This window comes from Virgibacillus necropolis, assembly GCF_044793635.1.
Classification (GTDB): Bacteria; Bacillota; Bacilli; order Bacillales; family Amphibacillaceae; genus Virgibacillus_F; species Virgibacillus_F necropolis_A.
This window is the reverse complement of the sequence record NZ_CP084992.1, coordinates 2583536-2598257: the sequence shown is the minus strand read 5'-3', so window position 1 is coordinate 2598257 and position 14722 is coordinate 2583536. Positions and strand designations below refer to the sequence as shown.

17 protein-coding genes are annotated in these 14722 nt (G+C 36.3%); 7 read left to right on the top strand and 10 right to left on the bottom strand.

The annotated features are described in order from the left end of the window. Positions 1-21 precede the first annotated feature (21 nt). Together LG329_RS12600 and LG329_RS12595 are read right to left on the bottom strand one after the other, a co-directional pair. On the bottom strand, positions 22-1371 hold the full coding sequence (locus LG329_RS12600) for an ATP-binding protein (protein ID WP_404451181.1): 1350 nt from the start codon (positions 1369-1371) through the stop codon (positions 22-24). After that, positions 1371-2048, bottom strand: a complete 678-nt coding sequence (locus LG329_RS12595; protein WP_404451180.1) for a response regulator transcription factor — start codon at positions 2046-2048, stop codon at positions 1371-1373. The genes LG329_RS12600 and LG329_RS12595 overlap by 1 nt, the downstream gene beginning before the upstream one ends. A 301-nt stretch (positions 2049-2349) precedes the next feature. On the opposite strand from LG329_RS12595, the gene LG329_RS12590 reads away from it, so the two are divergent. Then, positions 2350-2997, top strand: a complete 648-nt coding sequence (locus LG329_RS12590; protein ID WP_404451179.1) for a VOC family protein — start codon at positions 2350-2352, stop codon at positions 2995-2997. A 33-nt stretch (positions 2998-3030) separates the two neighbouring features. On the opposite strand, the gene LG329_RS12585 is transcribed toward LG329_RS12590, so the two are convergent. The 4 genes from LG329_RS12585 to LG329_RS12570 all read right to left on the bottom strand — a co-directional run bounded on the left by LG329_RS12585 (position 3031) and on the right by LG329_RS12570 (position 6815). Beyond that, entirely contained in the window at positions 3031-3351 is a 321-nt protein-coding gene (locus LG329_RS12585; RefSeq protein WP_404451178.1) for a thioredoxin family protein, read from the bottom strand. A gap of 70 nt (positions 3352-3421) precedes the next feature. After that, positions 3422-4237, bottom strand: coding sequence for a DUF368 domain-containing protein (locus tag LG329_RS12580; RefSeq protein WP_404451177.1), 816 nt, complete (start codon positions 4235-4237; stop codon positions 3422-3424). A 68-nt stretch (positions 4238-4305) separates the two neighbouring features. Beyond that, on the bottom strand, positions 4306-5469 hold the full coding sequence (locus LG329_RS12575) for a CapA family protein (RefSeq protein WP_404451176.1): 1164 nt from the start codon (positions 5467-5469) through the stop codon (positions 4306-4308). A 56-nt stretch (positions 5470-5525) separates the two neighbouring features. Next, a complete protein-coding gene (locus LG329_RS12570) occupies positions 5526-6815 on the bottom strand; it encodes a DUF2254 domain-containing protein (RefSeq protein WP_404451174.1) in 1290 nt (429 codons plus the stop codon). Positions 6816-7221: 406 nt separating this feature from the next. Between LG329_RS12570 and LG329_RS12565 the strand changes: the two genes are divergently transcribed. Both LG329_RS12565 and LG329_RS12560 read left to right on the top strand, forming a co-directional pair. Next, positions 7222-7413 (top strand): hypothetical protein, encoded by a 192-nt coding sequence (locus tag LG329_RS12565; RefSeq protein ID WP_404451173.1) that lies wholly within the window; start codon positions 7222-7224, stop codon positions 7411-7413. Beyond that, positions 7404-7754 carry a phosphatase PAP2 family protein gene (locus LG329_RS12560; RefSeq protein WP_404456651.1) on the top strand — a complete coding sequence of 117 codons (351 nt, stop codon included), beginning with the start codon at positions 7404-7406 and terminating at the stop codon, positions 7752-7754. The genes LG329_RS12565 and LG329_RS12560 overlap by 10 nt, the downstream gene beginning before the upstream one ends. Before the next feature lie 91 nt (positions 7755-7845). Here the strand turns inward: LG329_RS12560 and LG329_RS12555 are convergent, their stop codons facing one another. From LG329_RS12555 to LG329_RS12540, 4 genes are all read right to left on the bottom strand, one after another. Further along, positions 7846-8532, bottom strand: a complete 687-nt coding sequence (locus LG329_RS12555) for a class F sortase (protein WP_404451172.1) — start codon at positions 8530-8532, stop codon at positions 7846-7848. A gap of 40 nt (positions 8533-8572) precedes the next feature. Further along, positions 8573-9925, bottom strand: coding sequence for a copper amine oxidase (locus tag LG329_RS12550; protein ID WP_404451171.1), 1353 nt, complete (start codon positions 9923-9925; stop codon positions 8573-8575). A 544-nt stretch (positions 9926-10469) separates the two neighbouring features. Further along, entirely contained in the window at positions 10470-11255 is a 786-nt protein-coding gene (locus LG329_RS12545; protein ID WP_404451170.1) for an anti-sigma factor domain-containing protein, read from the bottom strand. Further along, a complete protein-coding gene (locus LG329_RS12540) occupies positions 11245-11808 on the bottom strand; it encodes an RNA polymerase sigma factor (protein WP_404451169.1) in 564 nt (187 codons plus the stop codon). Before LG329_RS12540 ends, LG329_RS12545 begins: the two co-directional genes overlap by 11 nt. 206 nt (positions 11809-12014) lie before the next feature. Between LG329_RS12540 and LG329_RS12535 the strand changes: the two genes are divergently transcribed. The 4 genes from LG329_RS12535 (at position 12015) to LG329_RS12520 (ending at position 14512) form a co-directional block, all read left to right on the top strand. After that, the gene (locus LG329_RS12535; protein WP_404451168.1) at positions 12015-12158 is read left to right on the top strand and encodes a YfhE family protein; all 144 of its coding nucleotides are present in this window, start codon (positions 12015-12017) and stop codon (positions 12156-12158) included. Between the two features lie 178 nt (positions 12159-12336). Further along, positions 12337-13257, top strand: a complete 921-nt coding sequence (locus LG329_RS12530) for an ABC transporter ATP-binding protein (RefSeq protein ID WP_404451167.1) — start codon at positions 12337-12339, stop codon at positions 13255-13257. Beyond that, positions 13250-14212 (top strand): ABC transporter permease, encoded by a 963-nt coding sequence (locus LG329_RS12525; protein WP_404451166.1) that lies wholly within the window; start codon positions 13250-13252, stop codon positions 14210-14212. The genes LG329_RS12530 and LG329_RS12525 overlap by 8 nt, the downstream gene beginning before the upstream one ends. Positions 14213-14326: 114 nt before the next feature. Then, the gene (locus tag LG329_RS12520) at positions 14327-14512 is read left to right on the top strand and encodes a hypothetical protein (RefSeq protein WP_404451164.1); all 186 of its coding nucleotides are present in this window, start codon (positions 14327-14329) and stop codon (positions 14510-14512) included. The last annotated feature ends 210 nt before the right edge of the window (positions 14513-14722 follow it).

The following is a 14722-nucleotide window of genomic DNA, read 5'->3' as shown; positions in this document are numbered from 1 at the left end:
TAGAATTTGATGAGAAGATAATTAACTTTTTATTACTAATGGAAACTGGATGGTAAAAGTACTACCCTCTCCCAGATTACTCGAAACAGATAATGTTCCTCCGTGCACTTCTACAATTGATTTGGCAATGGATAGCCCAAGACCTGTTCCACCATTATCTCTGTTTCTAGCTTTATCAACTCGATAGAACCGGTCAAATATTTTTGCCTGTTCATCTTCTGAAATACCTTGGCCAAAATCCTGAACTTCGACTATCACATCCTTGTTACCTTCTAAAATTGCCAAAATGACACGATCATCACTATACTTACATGCATTATCAATTAAGCTATAAATCACTTGCTTGAGTTGGTCCCCATTGGCTCGTACCAATAAAGTATCATGTTCTTTATTAACCTGGATGGAACGGTTATTAGCACCAACAAAAACAGCAGCAATATCTTCACATAGTTTGACTATATTAATCGTTGATCGTTCTACCTCTGCTTTACTTTTCGCAAGAACCAACAATTGCTCCACTAACTTTTGCATTCGATCCGCTTCAGATTCTATTGCATCAACTGACTCTTTAAATACCTCAGGACGAGCTAATCCTCTCCGTTCTAAAAGTTGCGCATAGCTTTTGACAATTGCAATTGGTGTTTTAAGTTCGTGGGATGCATCAGAAACGAACTGTTCCTGCTTATGGAAGCTGTCTTTTAAATGATCGATCATTTCATTAAATGTTTGCTCCATTTGGTGCAATTCGTCCTTGGAATTGCTTCGGACAGAAATTTTATTCCATGTATCTACTTTCTTATTGGCATTCATGGTTTGAATCAATGCTTGGATAGGCTTAAGTATAAACCCACTCAATATTCTACCAGCGGCAACGGTTGGAATAAGCATAATTATGGATGCCGCAATTACAACGTACAATAACGTATGCATCGTATCGTCTAATCCTGTTAATTGCTTGGAAACCTGCAGGGTAACAATATTACCATCATTCCATATAACAGGCTGAACAGCTATTGCTACATTAGGGCTATCGTCATAAGCAACTACTTTATGGCTCTCATTAGTTGAAAACTGATAAGGCAAACTAGTAAAATCGTTTTCATGTCTTACCATATTAACCAGATTACCCTTTTCATCGATTACGCGAATCATACCATTCGTTGGTAAATAAGCACGAAGCAATTGTTTTTTAGCAATATCCGGATTATCGTTTAATGTGCTTATAATCGTTTCTGCTTGTTCATCTAACTGGGATAACTCGTTTTCAGCAGAGATCTTATAAAAAAAGTAATAGATGGATGTATTAACCAATAAAATTAATACCAACATAAATATACTGGAGAACAATTGAATTTTCGTTCGAAGTTTCATTAATTATGATCCTTTATCATATATCCAACGCCACGTATTGTTTGGATGTATTTTTCATTAAAACCTTTATCAATCTTTTGTCTTAGGTACCGAATATACACATCAACCACATTGGTATCCCCTAAATAGCCGTATCCCCAAACTTTTTCAATTAATTGTTCCCGAGTAAGCACAATACTTTTGTTTTGTAATAAGTATATAAGTAAATCATATTCACGTGGTGTTAATACAATCTCTGTAGTAGAACGGGTGATTTGTCGAGTGTTTAAGTCTACACGCAGATCTCCTATAATCAATTCATTCCGATCTTTTTGTTGACGCAAGTGGACCCTTACACGTGCTAATAGTTCTTCAATTTGAAACGGTTTTGTTACATAATCATTTGCACCCAAGTCTAGTCCACTTACTTTATCATGGATTTGGTCTCTAGCCGTCAAAAGTATAATCGGTGTTTGTTGATCAGTTCGTCGGAGCTTTCGTAGAACTTCTAACCCACTTACTTCTGGTAACATGATATCTAACAACACTAAATCCCACTGTTTATTTTCCAATAAAAGCAGCGCTTCTTTTCCATTATTTGCAATTTGCGTATCGTAACTTTCATATTCAAGTTCAAGTTGTAGAACCCTGCTAAGCTTTTTTTCATCCTCCACAATTAAAATAGCCGGTTGACTCAATATGATCACCCACTTTACATGTCTCTTTTTAAGTACTATATCAAATAATGATAACTATGTACGAATATGACGTTCTATTTAAATTCTTTTTTAAAACATATGTTTTGCAAAATAGTTATTAGGAGGCGATAATGTATAAAATAAAATAGTATCGTTTTTTGATTCACTTGATGCTGGGTTGAAGTTATTAGAAGGGTATGGTGTACATGAAACAATCGTGAATTCGATTATTTCATCAGTTGAAAAACGCCTTAAATCCAATTAGAAATATAAACGAATATAATTTAAGGAGTGATGCGTAATGCTAGCACTTGATCATGTTGTTATTGCAGCTACGAATGCTGAAGAATTAAGTGCCCGTTATGGGAATCAGTTCACCATAAAATCTATCAAGGGTGGCCAACATAATGATTGGGGAACCCACAATTATTTATCTTATTTCTCAAATGATAGTTATATAGAATGGTTAGGAACTTATGATAATGAAAAGACAAATAAAGCAGACAATCCATTAATCAAACACCTTATGCATGTATTAAATCAAAATCTGGCTGGACCTTTCCAATTTGCATTACGTACAACACAAATGGATAAATATGTTGAACACTTCCAGGAGAATGATATCCCATTTGAAGGTCCTATATCAGCTGTGCGAGAAAAGCCTGATGGTTCCCTATTAAAGTGGCGGATGCTATTTCCATTATATAATTATGAAACAGAGGTACTTCCCTTTTTGATTGAATGGGAAAATCCAAAGGAAGCCTATCCAGATACCAGTCTTTTAAACATCCAGACTATTAGACAGATAAATTTTGGCGGAATAGATAAAGAGACTTTTACAAAAATCTATCAACTTAAACCAAAAAAATTAAATAAAAATCATTTCCCATTACAAAACAGCAAAATTCACTTTACCAATAATGAAAAATTAGAGTTTGATTTGATATAAAAAAAGCACCCATTCGTTTGGGTGCTTTTGCCTTTATGCAAGCTGTTCCTGTAAAAATTCACTTACAGATTCAGGTGATTTTGTATACGCGCTGTGCTGATGGGCAACTTTTTCACCGTTTTTAAAAATCAAGATGCTGGGAATTCCCATTACCTCATACTTTTCAGCAAGTCCTTTTACTTCGTCACTATTTACTTGGTACCAGTTATGGTCATTGAATTCTTCAATAACATCTCCGATAAACATATCCATGCGCTTACAATCCGGGCACCAATCGGCAAAGAACTTTACAATTACAGGATTATCACTTTGGATAATCTCATTGAATTTTTCTTCTGTATTTATATGTTCCATCAATAAACACTCCCTCACTTATTACTACTACTATTTTACCGATTATCAGGCGTTTTGTCTTATAATCTGTTTAAGACTTGTATTCAACTCGACCAAGAATATATGCAACTAAAAGGCCACCAGCAAACGTCATTACACTTAACCATACAAACGAAGTAGAACTTGGAAATCCTGGATATACAACAAAAATAGATCCAATGACCAATCCAATGATAAGTGCAAATGTAGCATAGCGGTAATTTTGCAAAAAGAAGTTGATGATTTTACTCATAACCAGGATGCCAATCACAATCCCAACGCCAGTTACAGCAATAATATCAAGCCGTAGATTACTAATGGCACTAATGATGGTAGGATACACACCAATAATTAAAAGCATAAAGGAACCACTGATACCAGGCAAGATCATGGCACTACTAGCAATAACTCCTGAAAAAAATAACAATATGTAAGTGGATGTTGAAATATCTTCTATGATTCCTGGTTCACCTGATTGGATAAACGCCATTGATGCCACAATGACCGCACCAACCAATAGTACAATATAATGCTTCATTTCAAACGTTCGTTTAGCGTCTGCTTCATGAAATAAATAAGGTAGAATACCAATAATTAGGCCTAAAAAGAAAAATTGTGTCGGTCCAGCATAATGCTCAAACAGCCATTCTATTAATCGGCTTAACAGAAGAATTGCTGTTCCAATACCAATTCCAAGTGGTATTAAGAATCCTAGCTGTTTTTTCCAATCCTTGCTAATTATTCCGTTAATCGATGCAATTAACCGATCATAAATTCCTAATAAAACAGCAATCGTTCCCCCACTCACACCGGGGATCACATCACTTGCTCCCATCAACATGCCCCGATAAATATTTTTCCATTCCATTTATCAAACTCCTTTAAAAACAAATTCTTACCAAAGGGTGATATGGGTCACCTCAACCTCAAACAAAGTCATTCCTCAATAAACTCAAGTTCAGGTACTAACTGAGACATATGTGCTTTAATTTCATTATAATGCTTATCAGCATTAGGAAGAATTTCATTAGTTAATTTATACATTGGTATTACGTCATAATGTGCATTATTCTGGTAATCAACGAAGGTCGGCAAAAACTTTGGTGAAACAATATCGATTTTATCTTTCCCTTCACTTTCTGTCTTTCGAATCGTAAACTTTACCATCCCACCAATTCGACGGTAAAATTCATCCTGCCCAGATAAAAAGTTACCAAGTGAATATGCTACAAATGTCTTGTTCCCATTCTTTCCTTCAACAAAATCTACTGGTTGCAGTACATGTGGATGATGTCCTATCACAACCTGAACACCTTGATCCGCTACAAACTGTACAAGATCTTTTTGTTTTTGACTAGGCATCCGTTCATATTGATTTCCAAAATGCAGACTTAATACAATGACATCCGATAGTTTTTTCGCTTTTTCAATATCAGAAGCCATTTTTTGCTTATCAATAAAATTCACAAGATAGTCTTTTCCTTCAGGTACAGGAATTCCATTGGTACCATATGTATAAGCAAGAAATGCAACTGAAATATCTTTTTCTGTTTGGAGTACACGAATTTCATTTTGATCTGCTTCACTTTTATATGCGCCTGTGTACATCATATCGATAGTCTCCCAATACGAAATTGCTTCCTGAATTGCAACTTCTCCCCCGTCTAACGTGTGATTATTTGCAAGGGTCACTACATCGACCCCAGCCTTTTTTAATGCGTCCCCCATTTGTTGTGGAGTGTTAAAAGTTGGGTAGGTCGATAATCCGAGTTCCACACCACCAATCATCGTTTCCTGGTTAGCCATTGTAATAGTGGATTGTTGCAGAAATGGAGCAACTTTATCAAGCATCGGGTTAAAATTATATTGGGTTCCTGTAAAAGCATCTTGATAAACCCTTGCGTGAATTAATAAATCACCAATTGCAGAAAGTGTTATCTCATGAATCTCCGGTTTTAGGAAGTCTGTTTTTATTGGTTTTTCCTGAGTATCAGATTCTTTTTTTACATGATCCCTTGAACTATGCGTTTCATTACTATTACATGCTGTCACTAGTAGAATACACAAAACGAATAAAAAGCCGGCTTTATACCGCAACATGATAAGTCAGCTCCTTTTTTTCCTATCTTATCATACTTATTACATCCTTCGACAAATTAATCTGTCGTGCAGTATGCTTTAAACCTTTTATAAATACCTTGTAAATGTTCACGGTCTAGATCAGATAAGATATCCCACTCTACTACATCCATTATATAAAAATGAAAGTTCCATACTTTTTGTTTGATTGGTTGCTTACTGACAATCGCTATTTTATAAAGTACTTCAACCATCGCATAAAGCATGGAAATATCATCTTTACCATAATGACGAATTTGATAAAGCGATTTATAAAGGAAATCCTCATACCGTTTTGGTTCACAAATAACTCGTAGTTGCTTGTTACTATCTGCAAAATAACGATTCTCATTATATGCAGCACCAATTTCACTCAGCAATGCCCCGATACGATTTATACAATTTATTGCAGTGTGTGGATCATTAATTGCAGGTGAAATAGCACGTAATGCAATCTCAACTAATTTCTGAATCATAAATTCAACATCTTGTATATCTGTACGTTCATTTCCAATTATCAAGAACTGTTTAAATTCATAATTGTCATCACAATCTTCCGTTTCAATGACACTCATAATAGGTAAACCCTTCGTCACAAAATCACCGATTCGAGCGTGGACATGGACTATACATCCCTGTCTTGTTGCCTGTTTCAAAAGCCCTTCCCAGTCGATTTTTTGAATATAACCAGAATCATAGGCATAAATGGACCGTTTATTATACGACTGTATATCATTCAGCTCATCTTCGTTCCATTTTTCATATTCCAAAAAGTTATGATCTTTATATGTTCTTTTAATTACCCGCGAACCGTCATTTCGAATTTTTCCAATTAAATTATTCACCTGTATCCACCGTGCAGAATGATGAATAAAATAAACAAAAAACGCTAGCGTAATGATGGCAACAATCACCATTACAATCGGGCCAATAACAGAGGTTTCCTTGCCAGCTGTCAACAAATGTATGAGTGCAAAAATAAACCCTAGACAATAGACTCCTAACACATGTTGTGTTGTACTACTACGCATGAAATCCTGTAAGGTACGTGGGGAGAATTGAGTAGAATAAGTTGTTAAGACAACCATAATAACGGAAAAACTAATAGTGGTCATCGTCAAAATACCGGTGACAAGCGATGCATATAAATCTATCGCGACCTTGTTTGTCGTAAGCAGAACTTTTGGGAGGTTGTCTTTGTAACTTCCTACTAACCAACCATCTGTAATCGTTATAAGTATGACCAATAGTATCGATACAACCCCATATACTGTGGGGATAAACCAAAAGCTATCGCGAATTTTCATCCATATTTTTGTTTGATTCATTAGGGGCTCCTTACTGGATTATTATTGCTGTAATCCTATACTTTAGCAATAATAGTTTATAAATTTTATTCATACCAACATAGATTGCTGTATGTGTTCGCCAATATTTTGCTTTTGAGACCTGTGTCACATTATCTTTTCCAGCCACATGGTCTTCTATTACGATTCTAAAAAGATTTTCCTTGCTTCACGCAACCTCCACTCCCTATACTATTCGACACATTAAGTATAACTGTTGCAGGGAAAGCGATAAAGTTATTTTAGGTTATGCTAATAATAACCGCGAGCAAAAGTAGAAGCACCGTTAGTCACCTTGGTAATCAAAAAAATTATCTTGCCGCATTTGAATCAATTCACTATACTATTACCGTAACAATTAATGGAAAGGGAAAATAGGAGGAAATTAATGGACTTAGAAATAGTTAAATGGATTAACGGATTTGCAGGTGAATTTATATTTTTAGATGCATCAATGATGTTTCTATCAAATTATGTTATCTATATGTTGATAGGGTTGTTAATAGTTCTTGTCATTTTTTCAATAAACCGCCTTTATGCGTTTATAGCATTGGTGGTATCCTTTTGGGTATGGGAATAAATTATCTAATCACTTTGTTATATTCCCGTCCACGCCCGTTTATGTTGCACGATATAACATTATTGATCGAAAAGGCACCTTCTGCTTCTTTTCCCAGTGATACCACAACTATCGCATTTGCTGCAGCAAGTGCTATATGGTTGATCTACCGTAAATTAGGCTGGGGTATTCTTGTAGTAGCTGTACTCGTCGCGGTTTCTCGAATATTTGTAGGTCACCATTATCCCACTGATGTATTTGCGGGAAGTGTTATCGGCCTATGTTCGACATTTATTTGTTGGCAACTCTATGAAACAATCAATAGGAAGTTATCCGATGAAAAGATGAAAAATATATCCTGAGTTTCTAATTAAACTACCGTTGAAATCTAAAAACTGGTCTGGACACGTTTCATGTCGTGTCAGACCAGTTTTTTATCGAAACCTATTACTATTATTCTTCTACCTTCAATTCTGTATATACAACCAGACGTTGACCATGTGTACCAAGTTCCTCAATGTAATCTCCAGTACAGGTAATTAAATTAAGCATTCTTCTTGGCGTATACCCGAATATTTTTTCAACAGGAGCTTTACCAAGGTCGTAGGCTTTTTTATCAACAACCTCAAATACTAGTGCTTCCCCATTTTTATTGGATATTTTAACTTCATCGCCAGTTTCAAGCTTATTCAGGTCCCAAAAGATACCCTTACCTTTAGGATCATTTACATGTCCAGCGATTACCGAACTTCCTTTTTCACCTGGCCTAGGTCCTTTTTTGTACCATACTGCATTCCGATAATCCTCAGGAACGCCCATTTTACCATCTTCCTGTATACCTACATGTTCTACTGGCGCTTCCACATCGATACTATCTATCCTAATTGTAGCAGGTACTATACCTTTAACAGGATCGTCAAATGCATTATCGTAAAAAGTCTTGTCATTTGACTCTTTATTAGCACTAACATCTTCTATTTCGGTACTTGATTGATCTGAATCTTCCACACTTTCTTGCTCAATAGTCTTCTCTTGTGTTTTATTCGTATCTTTTAATTCCGGTTGGCTGGAGTCAGTGCTTTCGGCGTGACCACAACCTACCAATACTAATAAGAATAGTATACTTATAATCTTCCGCATCACACTGCTCCCCTACCTTTTCCTGATGTTCTTTTATCTATTATTTTTCTTCTGATGTCCTGTACTTACGAATTGCTACAAATGCCGCTAGCACTAAAGCACTTGCACCAATGATCCATAACATCATCATGTCATTGTTAGCTGCTGGTTCGAAACCTGTCTTCGGCATTTCAGATGGCATATCAGTAGCAAATTTATCTGGGAACTGAGCTACGATAGCGCCAGAAAGTGCTTTTGCAATGTCATTTGAATGAACATAACCTTCATGGAACTGGTTATAAGCTTCTTCATAGTTACCTGCTGCATATGCATCAAATGAAGCTACAAGTTGATTTACATGCATTTGTAGTGATTCAGATACAGCTTCTGCTGAGATCTCACCATTAGTTGCGGTTTCCATAAATGCTGAGAAGTCTGCACGATATTGCTTCAACTCTTCAAGTGCTGCTTGCTTAGCTTCTTCGTCTTCAGCAGCTGTTGCTTTAACATAGTCTACAAAGTAGCCAATGTGGTTACTCCACATAGTTTTGAACTTTTCAGCAGCCTCTGCACCATAAACAGATTCAATAGCTCCTGTAAGTTTATCCGTATTTTGTGCTAATTGTGCTGCATTAGCTTTGAAGACTTCTGCAGATTCTTCACCTTCGATACCATTTTGCATAGCTGTTACAGCGAATGCAACGTGACCCGAAAGAATGTTATTTAAAGTTAAACGAAGATCAGCAGCTGGTGTTACAGCCATTGAGTTATTAAACTTCTCAGGGAATTGTGCTGTAATAGCACTAGATAGCCCTTTCGCGGTCATATACAAGTGTGATCTTGCATCTGCTTGCTTGCTGAATGCTTCTGCATAGTCTCCAGCAACATAAGAATCAAATGCTGAGATTAATTGATTAACGTGTGTTTGTAGTCCTTCTGCTAAAGCATCTGCTTCAACACGACCTTCAGTTGCTTTTTCAAGAAATGCTGAGAAATCCTGACGATACTGAGACAATTCGTCTAATGCTGCTTGCTTAGCTTCTTCGTCTTCAGCTGCAGTTCCTTTTACATAATCTACAAAGTACCCGATATGTGCACTCCACATGTCCTGAAAAGCTTGACCTGCTTCTTCACCATAAACTGAAGCGATAGCATCAGATAGTGCCTGGGTGTTTTCTGCAAGTTGTGCTGTTGCTGCTTCAAAATCTTCCGCTCCTTCGATACCTTTACGCATTGTAATGATAGCCAAGTTTCCGTGTTCAGATAACAACGTTCCTAAGGTAGCTCTTAAATCAACAGCTGCGTTAGTTACCGTTGGCTCCGTTGTTTCTTCTGCGCTTACAAGCCCTCCGTTTGCCGAAAATAATAACGCCGCACTCATTGGTGCTACTACTAATGCTTTTTTCCAATTCATTTTAAGACATCTCCTTTAGTTTTTTAGTATGTTGTGATTCTACTAAGCTAACGAAGATGAATTTCAATTGGATCACTTTTTGCAAAAAAAATTTTAAAAGAACCCCTTACTAGATAGGTGAGGTCTCTCAAACGCTTGCATAGCAGTAATGTTTTAACAAATCTATTTTTTTGAGATTTCATTAAAATTGCTATAGGATATATTCCCCTTCAGAAAGAACAAAAGCGCAAGCGCCCGTTTAGCGACGTATGGATTGTGCCCACGCAACGTGGGTAGTTCGATGTTGCCACGCAAAGTGGCGGTTTTAATCGAACCTCCTTTGAGATAAAGGAAACACGGTAAGCGGAAGCGAACCGATGTTGACTTATCGTAAGGAGGTAAAGGAAATCCAATAGTCGCTGGGCGCTGGAGCTGGACGTGGCCCTGCATGGCTACCAAAATATTCAATGTCAACATTTTATACATTCTTTACTTATGTAAAAAACTGGGATGTATAATTATATACATCCCAGTTTCAAAATTAACCAGTCACCTCAGTTTTTTTCTATAATGGTGAGCTTAACAGGATCTTACCCTGTGGTGTTTGGCTATTAGCATTTGGTTCTTTTGTGATTGCGATGGTATCCCAATTTTGTTTACCATCATAATTCATAATATAGGAGACAGCGCCATTTCCTTGCTCATTGGAAACAAATGTCCCTGCTCGATACGGTTTCCCATCCTCCAGTACCCACACTTGATACGTTTCCTCACCTTCAAGTGGCGGAAGATCACTAGCTTGAATAACGAGGTTGGTTTTATTGTTTTGTTCAATCATCACTGCGGTTGCTTCCGCATCTATTCCTTCAGAAGGACTTAACGATAGCATTTTTTGAATTGCATCAAGTGAAGTTTCTTGTGGTTCTGTAGTAGGTTTTTCCACTGGATCATTAGTTAAATAAATTAGAGCCGCACCATTTCCTAGTAATGATATCGTTAAAACGGCTGCAATTAATGGTTTATACCATCCCGCTTTTTTCTTTTGCGGTTCATTCCAATCCTTTATAGCAGTTACCTGATCACCTTCACCTTGTTCGACTTCTGGTTCTGATTCTGGCTCAGAGGTGTTTGTTCCATTCACAACGTTTGATAAAATACGTTTCTTCATACCACTAGGTGGGTCTATAGCTTCACTGCTATATGGAAGGTCTTCCGTTAATTGTTGTAGCTCTGCAAGCTCTTCTTGACATTCCTTACACTCTAACAAGTGTAATTCAAACTTTCCTTGTTCCTCTTTAGTTAGTTGGTTATTAAAATAATCAAGCAACAAATCACAGGTTTTAGACATCATCCTGAAACCCCCTTTCATTCGTAGGAGACAATATGCCGCGTAAGTGCTTCAACGCTAAACGAACTCTCCCTTTCACTGTACCTAATGGTAGATTACATGCTTCGGCTATCTTAGACTGTGATAACCCTTTAAAATAAAACATTTCAATGATTTCTTGTTGTTCAATAGTAAGTTGCTGGACCGCCGTGCGGACTTCCTCACTTCTTTCTTTCCATTCCACCTGTTCTTCAGTAGTAGGACTTAAATCATGAAGCGCATCCCTCTCATCTATTTCATATGTTGTTTTCTTCTTCCTTAACATATCAATTGTTGCATTTCGCGTAACGGTTAATAACCACGAAGAAAACTTTCCTTTCGACTCATCAAAATTCCGTTGCTTTGACCATATTTTTGTAAAAACATCCTGCACTACTTCCTCTGCAAGGAATTTATTCTTGGTCATGCGAAACGAGAATGAAAATAGTAGTTTTTCATAGCGATCATATAGCAACTCTAGCGCATGCTCATCTTGTGCCTGTGCCCGGTTGAATAATTCAACATCATTTTCTCGCATAACATTCTCCTTCTGAAAAGATATATAGCCCATCATATCATAACACTTCCAAATGGAGAGAATACAGACGCTAAAACACCTCCGCTATATAGAAAACGACTTAAAGCCTCTTATGGATCATTTATATATATTTCATGTTTAAATCGATACACAACGGGAAAATAATTTATTCAGCTAAATTTTAACTATAGAAAGGGTAGATAAATATGGGTAAAGCACAATATCAACCAACAAAAAACAAACAACTTTCTGACGCACAAGAGGTCTTATATACAAGAGACTTTAAACAAGCAGATATGGCTGGAGGCTATCGTAAGTCAAAAGTAAAAGAAGCAAAACGCGATAATTAAAGATAAAAATAGATATATGAATAATCTTGAAAGCCCCTTTCTTACAAAAATGTAAGGGGGCTTTTTTCATGAATAGACTTTCTAGGTTTCAAAGAATATGAAAAAATAATAAATAACTGAAACGTTTTTAAATAATTTTCGTAATACAAACAGATAGAAATAGAGGAGGTCTTTACACATGTCAGAACCAGCAATGCAACTGATTGATGTACATAAGTCAATTGGAAAAAAAGAAATCATTAAGGGGTTATCTTTCACCATTAACAAAGGAGAAGTGTTTGGTTTTATTGGGCCGAATGGAGCAGGTAAAACCACAACAATCCGAATGATGGTAGGCCTAATGAACATAACTGAAGGTGATATCAGGATTTTGGGAAACAGTATTAAAACTGAGCACAAGGCTGCAATTCGCGAGGTTGGAGCAATTGTTGAAAATCCAGAAATGTATCCTTTTATGAGTGGATGGCAAAATCTGCTGCATTATGCACGAATGATACCTGGCATTTCAAAAGAACGTATTCATGAGGTTGTTCGATTGGTAGGATTAGAAAAGCCAATCAAAGAAAGAGCAGGAAAATACTCCCTGGGTATGCGACAACGATTGGGTATAGCCCAAGCATTATTACATAAACCATCAGTTTTGATTCTAGACGAGCCTACAAACGGACTTGACCCAGCCGGCATCCGAGAGATACGTAAATACATTCGCAGCCTAGCAGAATCCGAAGGCGTTGCTGTAATCATATCAAGTCATTTACTTGCAGAGATTGAACAAATGTGTGATCGTATCGGTATTATTAAAAACGGAGAATTGATTACCACTCAACATTTACACGAAACAACAGAGGAACAGCAACTCCATCAAATTCAAATGGAAGTAGATCCACTTGAAAAGGCACTTGATTTATTAACAACACACCATGAAATAGAAGGGAAAATAGTTGGTGACCTCATCACATTCCAAGGAGATAAACGGAATATGCCTTTATATATTCAAACGCTTGTTGAAAACCAAATTTCCGTCTATCAGGTTGGTGTATCAAAAGCAACATTAGAAGATAAATTTTTTGATTTGATTGGAGAGAATATAATTGAGTAACTTCTTTCAGCTTATAGTAAATGAACAAATTAAAACATATATACGAAAATCTACCTGGTCTATGTATATTATATTAGCCCTTATTATTATTGGTCTTGGTTTGATGTCAAACTTTTACCAGGGAACTGTAACTACTTACGAAGAAGATACATGGCGCCAAACACTCCAAGAAGAGAATCAACAGATTAAAGAAGATATGAAAAAAGAAATGGAAAACAATGAAATGCTTAAAGGTTTCAGCTCATCTCAAATTGAGCGAAACAATTTTCATTTAGAGAATGACATTATGCCAGCTGAATATGATGCATGGCAATTTGTTTCGGAAAATGAATTCCTATTATCACTTGTAACATTATTTACAATAATCGTTGCTGCAGGTATTATTGCCAATGAGTTTAAATGGGGCACAATCAAACTTTTATTAATTCGCCCGATCTCACGCACGAAAATACTATTATCTAAATATATTTCTGTATTGTTATTCGCCTTATGGACACTACTATTTGTATTAGTATTAACCTTTATCGTGGGAGCAATATTTTTTGGAATAAACAGCTTCGACCCCCATGTTGTGATAAGTCAAGGTGGTTCATTTGAACACGTTTCTGTAATCAGCCAAATTGTATCTGGATACGGATTTCAACTGGTCACATTATTAATGATGGCGACATTCGCCCTCATGATTTCGGCTATATTCCGTCAAAGTTCACTCGCAATCGGAACAGCAATCTTCCTTATGTTTGCAGGAACTTCTATTGTTGGCTTTTTTGCTGATAAAGCATGGTCAAAATATATCCTTTTTGCTAATACTAATTTAGATCAACATGTAACTGGAACACCTTTTATGGAAGACATGACATTAGGATTCTCCATTACTGTACTTGTTGTGTACTATGTCATTTTCCTTGCAGTCACATGGATGTTTTTTACAAAAAGGGATGTAGCGGGACACTAATCAATCATTACATTATTGTTAAGTGCTTATGAAAATTCTCATTTTGCATTCTCATCCATACAATATTATGATATAAATAAAAGGATATCTACCTTATTATCTGAGGTGTTAGGAATGAAGCCTTATTTAACAACCTTATTTTTTATACTTAGTGGTATTATTTTATTTATTGGTTTGCAAATTGACTTTCGCTGGAATGGAATTGTATCTTGGGGATTATCATTTGTCAGCCTAATATTTGCAGTCTATTTTACTAAGTATATTCCAAATGAGAAGAAGAAACGAAAAGATCATAATTAAAACATATAAAAGCTGTATGACCACAATGGTCATACAGCTTTTGTTTACTTATTATTTCTAATTGAAAGGCTGTTTTCGTAAAGATTGTTGCTTTTGAGAATTGATATAAAATGCGACGTAACTTCTAGCAATGTTAGATCTGTAGTACTGAAAATGGAAACAAGTTACTAAGGCAGCCGCAGCCCGTATACACTTCGCTTTCCGCGGGCG

Bases quoted from the DNA above. Each gene is read 5' to 3' on its own strand.
- LG329_RS12600 (WP_404451181.1), bottom strand. From the start codon at position 1,371: ATGAAACTTCGAACGAAAATTCAATTGTTCTCCAGTATATTTATGTTG.
- LG329_RS12590 (WP_404451179.1), top strand. From the start codon at position 2,350: ATGCTAGCACTTGATCATGTTGTTATTGCAGCTACGAATGCTGAAGAA.
- LG329_RS12585 (WP_404451178.1), bottom strand. From the start codon at position 3,351: ATGGAACATATAAATACAGAAGAAAAATTCAATGAGATTATCCAAAGT.
- LG329_RS12580 (WP_404451177.1), bottom strand. From the start codon at position 4,237: ATGGAATGGAAAAATATTTATCGGGGCATGTTGATGGGAGCAAGTGAT.
- LG329_RS12575 (WP_404451176.1), bottom strand. From the start codon at position 5,469: ATGTTGCGGTATAAAGCCGGCTTTTTATTCGTTTTGTGTATTCTACTA.
- LG329_RS12570 (WP_404451174.1), bottom strand. From the start codon at position 6,815: ATGAATCAAACAAAAATATGGATGAAAATTCGCGATAGCTTTTGGTTT.
- LG329_RS12565 (WP_404451173.1), top strand. From the start codon at position 7,222: ATGGACTTAGAAATAGTTAAATGGATTAACGGATTTGCAGGTGAATTT.
- LG329_RS12560 (WP_404456651.1), top strand. From the start codon at position 7,404: ATGGGAATAAATTATCTAATCACTTTGTTATATTCCCGTCCACGCCCG.
- LG329_RS12555 (WP_404451172.1), bottom strand. From the start codon at position 8,532: ATGCGGAAGATTATAAGTATACTATTCTTATTAGTATTGGTAGGTTGT.
- LG329_RS12550 (WP_404451171.1), bottom strand. From the start codon at position 9,925: ATGAATTGGAAAAAAGCATTAGTAGTAGCACCAATGAGTGCGGCGTTA.
- LG329_RS12545 (WP_404451170.1), bottom strand. From the start codon at position 11,255: ATGATGTCTAAAACCTGTGATTTGTTGCTTGATTATTTTAATAACCAA.
- LG329_RS12540 (WP_404451169.1), bottom strand. From the start codon at position 11,808: ATGCGAGAAAATGATGTTGAATTATTCAACCGGGCACAGGCACAAGAT.
- LG329_RS12535 (WP_404451168.1), top strand. From the start codon at position 12,015: ATGGGTAAAGCACAATATCAACCAACAAAAAACAAACAACTTTCTGAC.
- LG329_RS12530 (WP_404451167.1), top strand. From the start codon at position 12,337: ATGTCAGAACCAGCAATGCAACTGATTGATGTACATAAGTCAATTGGA.
- LG329_RS12520 (WP_404451164.1), top strand. From the start codon at position 14,327: ATGAAGCCTTATTTAACAACCTTATTTTTTATACTTAGTGGTATTATT.